The following is a 4,798-nucleotide window of genomic DNA, read 5'->3' as shown; positions in this document are numbered from 1 at the left end:
GCCGTGGCCGCGCTACTGGACCGCCTTCGACGTGGTCTCCAACCTGCTCGGCTACATGCCGCTCGGCGCGCTGGTGGTGGGTGCGCTGGTGCGCTCCGGGCGGCGCGTGTCGATCGCCTTCGTCGCGGCGCTGCTGGCAGGCTCGTTGCTGTCGTTCGCGATGGAGAGCCTGCAGAACTGGCTGCCGCAGCGCGTGCCGTCCAGCCTCGACTGGGTGCTGAACGCCGCCGGCACGCTGGCCGGCGCGCTGGTCGCGGTGGCGGTGCACGCGCTCGGCGGCATCGACCGCTGGCAGACGCTGCGCGACCGCTGGTTCGTGAGCCGCATCACCGGCGGGCTGCTGCTGTTGCTGCTGTGGCCGATCGGCCTGCTGTTCCCGACGCCGGTGCCGCTCGGCCTCGGCCAGGTGCTGGTGCGATTGCAGGAGCTGGCCGCCGAGGCGCTGGCCGGCACGCCGTGGTCGGCGTGGACCGAAGACTGGGCCGATGCGAGCGTCGCGATGACGCCGTTGTCGCGCGGCAGCGAGCTGCTCGCGATCCTGCTCGGCCTGCTGGCGCCGTGCCTGGTCGCGTACACCATCGTGCGCCCGGGCTGGCGCCGCGCGGCGATGGTGCCCGGCGCGGCCGCGCTCGGCTTCGCGACGACCACGCTGTCGACGGCGCTGAACTTCGGCCCGCAGCATGCGCTGGCCTGGCTGACGCCGCCTGCCTTGCCGGGGCTGCTGAGCGGTGCGATCGCCGGGCTGCTGCTGCTGCGCATCCCGCGCCGCGGCGCGGCCGGGCTCGGCCTGGTGGTCGTGACGGCGCTGGTCGCGCTGGTGGCGCAGGCGCCGACCGATCCCTACTTCGCCGAGAGCCTGCAAGGCTGGGAGCAGGGACGCTTCATCCGCTTCCATGGCCTCGCGCAATGGGTCGGCTGGTTGTGGCCGTACGCGGCGCTCGTCTACCTGCTCGCCCGCGTGGCCGCCAGGGACAGCATCGAGCGGGCCGCTGCGGCAGGTCCGTAAAATGCGCCGATGACCTATTTCAAGCGCCACATCTTCTTCTGCCTGAACCAGCGCGACAAGGGCGAAGACAGCTGTGCCAACCACCATGCGCAGGCCGGCTTCGAGCGCTGCAAATCGCGCACCAAGGCCGAGAAGCTGGCCGGTCCCGGCGGCGTGCGGGTCAACAAGGCGGGTTGCCTCGATCGCTGCGCCGGCGGGCCGGTGGCGGTCGTGTACCCCGAAGCCGTCTGGTACACCTATGTCGACGATGCCGACATCGACGAGATCGTCGAGTCGCATCTGAAGAACGGCGTGGTGGTCGAGCGGCTGCTGCTGCCCGATTCGGTCGGACGCTGACCGGGCCGTGCAGATGAATGCGAAGACCGTCAAGCAGCTGACACCGGGCCCCGCGGGCGCGCTCGAATGCGCGCTCGACCGCCCCGAGGGCGAGCCGCGCGGCGTGGCGGTGGTCTGCCATCCGCACCCGCAGCAGGGCGGCACGATGGACAACAAGGTGGTGCAGACACTGGCGCGCGCCTTCCTGCAGCTGGGCTACCGCACCGTGCGCTTCAACTTCCGCGGCGTGGCGGCCTCCGAAGGCGCGTGGGACGAAGGCCAGGGCGAGATCGACGATGCGCTGGCGGTGATCGCCGCGCACCGCGACCCGGCGCTGCCGCTGGTGCTGGCGGGCTTCTCGTTCGGCGGCTACGTCGCGTCACAGGCGGCCGCGCGCCTGCCCGATGATGCGAAGGCCGAGCGGCTGGTGCTGGTCGGGCCGTCGACGCAGAAACAGAAGGTCGCGCCGGTGCCGGAGGAAACTTTGGTGATCCACGGCGAATCCGACGAGATCGTGCCGCTGTCGGCCACCCTCGACTGGGCACGGCCTCAATCCCTGCCGGTGGTGGTGATCCCCGGCGTGGGCCATTTCTTTCACGGGCAGCTGGCGCTGCTGAAGAACCTGGTGGTGCGGTCCTGGCATCGTTGATGCCCGGGCTTCGCGCACCAGCCAACCTGATTCCGACGTTCATGAAAAGACTGTTTGCCCTCGTGCTGGCGCTTGGCGCCGCTGCCGTCTCGTCCGTTTCCTACGCGCAGGCGCCCCAGCCGCCGGAGATCGCGGCCAAGAGCTACATCCTGCTCGATGTGACCACCGGCCAGACGCTCGCCGAGCGCGAGGCGGATGCGCCGGCCGACCCGGCCTCGCTGACCAAGCTGATGACCGCCTACCTGGCGTTCGCCGCGCTGCGCGACCACAAGTTGACGCTGGAGCAGACGCTGCCGGTGTCGCTGCGCGCCTGGCAGGAGCGCAAGGGCGGCGGCTCGCTGATGTTCATCGAGCCGCGCAGCGCGCCGAAGGTCGACGACCTGCTGCGCGGGCTGATCGTCAACTCCGGCAACGACGCCGCGGTGGTGCTGGCCGAGGGCGTCGGCGGCACGCTCGACCAGTTCATCGAGCTGATGAACCGCCAGGCCCAGGCCTTCGGCCTGAAGAACACGCAGTTCAAGAACGCCACCGGCCTCACCGAGCCGGGCCACAAGAGCACGGCGCGCGACGTGGCCGTGATCGCGAGTCGCATCATCCGCGACTTCCCCGAGTACTACCCGATCTACTCGATCAAGAAGTACCACTACGAGGGCGCGCCGATCAGCAACGAGAACAACCGCAACGTGCTGCTGACGCGCGACCCGACCGTCGACGGCATGAAGACCGGCTACACCGAGGCCGCCGGCTACTGCATGGTGGTCTCGGCGCAGCGCGACTTCCCGAACCTCGCGGTCAACGGCGCCGGCGGCGGCAAGCGGCGCCTGCTCAGCGTGGTGCTGAACGCGGCCTCGATGGATGCCCGCGCGAACGAGAGCCAGAAGCTGCTGAACTGGGGCTTCCAGGCCTTCGACACGGTGCGCCTGTTCGAAGGCTCGAAGGCGGTGGCCACGGTGCAGGTCTGGAAGGGCACGGCGCGCGAGGCCCAACTGGGCGCGGCGAACGGGGTCTTCGTCAGCGTGCCCAAGGGCGAGGGCGCGAAGCTGCAGACGAAGATCGAGCGCACCGATCCGCTGGTCGCGCCGCTCGCTCAGGGCCAGCGCGTCGGCACGCTGAAGGTGACCACCTCGACCGGGGCGCCGGTGGCCGAGTTGCCGCTGGTCGTGCTGACCGGCGTCGAGCAGGCCGGCATCTTCGGCCGCGCCTGGGATGCCCTGCGGCTGTGGATCAAGTAAGCTCATCCGTTCCCACTGCATCCGTCCTCGGGAGCCCGCATGCAAGCCCTGCCTGACACCCTGTGCTACCTCAACGGCGAGTACGGTCCGCTGCGCGACGCCAAGGTGTCGGTGCTGGACCGCGGCTTCGTCTTCGGCGACGGCATCTACGAGGTCGTGCCCGTCTACGGGCGCCGCCTGTTCCGCTTCGACGAGCACCTGGCGCGCCTGAACCGCAGCCTGGGCAAGGTGCGCATCGCGAGCCCGTTCGACCGCGCCCAATGGCTGGAACGCTGCCGCAGGCTGATCGATGCGCAGGCGGCCGACGACCAGCTGCTCTACATCCAGGTCACGCGCGGCGTGGCGGTGCGCGACCACGTGATGCCGCCCGATCTGACACCGACGGTGTTCATGATGGCCAACCCGATGAAGCCGGCCGGCGCCGAACAGCGCCACCACGGCGTCGCCTGCGTCACGGCGCGCGACTTCCGCTGGGAGCGCGGCGACATCAAGTCGACCTCGCTGCTCGGCAACGTGCTGGCGCGCCAGATCTCGGCCGACCACGGCGCCGTCGAGACCATCATGTTCCGTGACGGCTTCCTGACCGAGGCCTCGTCCAGCAACGTGTGGGTCGTGCACGAGGGCGCGGTGCTGGGCGCCCCGAAGAGCGAGCACGTGCTCGAGGGCATCCGCTACGAGCTGATCCGCGAGCTGTGCGAGGAAGCCGGCATCGGCTACAACCTGCGCCCGATCTCCGAGGCCGAGGTGCTGGGCGCCGACGAGCTGATGCTGAGCTCGGCCACCAAGGAGGTGCTGGCGGTGACGCAGGTCGACGGCGAGGCCGTGGGCCATGGGGCGTTGCGCGGCAAGCCCGGCCCGATCTACGCGAAGCTGTATGAGGCCTACCAGCGGGCCAAGACGGTGCAGTCGATTTGAATTTTCCGCAGGCCGCCCCATCTGCGACGGCATGAACGCCACGATGCAAGACATTCCGCCCGACCAGTCGCTGATCGAATACCCGTCGCGCTTCCCGATCAAGGTGATGGGCACGAACGCCGACGGCTTCGTCCATGCGATCACGACGATCGCGAAACAGTTCGACCCCGAATTCGACGCGTCCACCGTCGAGATCCGCCCGAGCAGCGGCAACAAGTACCTGGGCGTGACGGTCACCGTCACCGCCACCAGCCGCGAGCAGCTCGACGAGCTGTACCGCACGCTGTCGACGCACCCGATGGTCAAGGTGGTGCTTTGATGTCGGTCCAGTGACGTGCCTGCGCTGCTGAAGCTGCTCGGCCCGACCGACTACGCGGCGGCCGGGCAGGCGATGCGTGAGTTCACCGAGCGCCGCACCGCCGACACGCCGGACGAGATCTGGCTGTGCGAGCACCCGCCCGTCTACACGCAGGGGCTGGCCGGCAAGGCCGAGCACGTGCTGGACGCGCACGGCATCCCGGTGGTGCAGACCAACCGCGGCGGCCAGGTCACCTACCACGGCCCCGGCCAGGTGGTCGCCTACCCGCTGATCGACCTGCGCCGGCTGGGCATCTACGTGAAGGAATACGTCTACCGGCTGGAGCACTGCGTCATCAAGACGCTCGAAGGCTTCGGCATCAC

General features: G+C 69.7%; 7 protein-coding genes. All 7 read left to right on the top strand.

Features of this window, described 5'->3' with window-relative positions; genetic code table 11:
• On the top strand, window positions 1–1,006 hold a 1,006-nt coding region (locus AC1D15_RS18440), incomplete at its 5' end, for a VanZ family protein (RefSeq protein ID WP_477827121.1).
• 9 nt (window positions 1,007–1,015) lie between these two features.
• On the top strand, window positions 1,016–1,342 hold the full coding sequence (locus AC1D15_RS18435; protein ID WP_047510223.1) for a (2Fe-2S) ferredoxin domain-containing protein: 327 nt from the start codon (window positions 1,016–1,018) through the stop codon (window positions 1,340–1,342).
• Between the two features lie 13 nt (window positions 1,343–1,355).
• Window positions 1,356–1,970, top strand: a complete 615-nt coding sequence (locus tag AC1D15_RS18430; RefSeq protein WP_047510221.1) for an alpha/beta hydrolase — start codon at window positions 1,356–1,358, stop codon at window positions 1,968–1,970.
• A gap of 41 nt (window positions 1,971–2,011) precedes the next feature.
• Window positions 2,012–3,202 (top strand): D-alanyl-D-alanine carboxypeptidase family protein, encoded by a 1,191-nt coding sequence (locus AC1D15_RS18425; RefSeq protein ID WP_477827120.1) that lies wholly within the window; start codon window positions 2,012–2,014, stop codon window positions 3,200–3,202.
• A 39-nt stretch (window positions 3,203–3,241) separates the two neighbouring features.
• A complete protein-coding gene (locus AC1D15_RS18420) occupies window positions 3,242–4,117 on the top strand; it encodes a D-amino acid aminotransferase (protein ID WP_047510217.1) in 876 nt (291 codons plus the stop codon).
• A gap of 43 nt (window positions 4,118–4,160) precedes the next feature.
• Complete coding sequence (locus tag AC1D15_RS18415; RefSeq protein WP_052212931.1) at window positions 4,161–4,436, top strand: YbeD family protein; 276 nt, start codon at window positions 4,161–4,163, stop codon at window positions 4,434–4,436.
• 72 nt (window positions 4,437–4,508) lie between these two features.
• The coding region (lipB, locus tag AC1D15_RS18410; protein WP_477827122.1) for a lipoyl(octanoyl) transferase LipB at window positions 4,509–4,798 on the top strand (290 nt) is incomplete at its 3' end.

Source organism: Rhizobacter sp. P2_H2, assembly GCF_056403375.1.
This window is presented reverse-complemented; position numbering and strand designations above follow the sequence as displayed.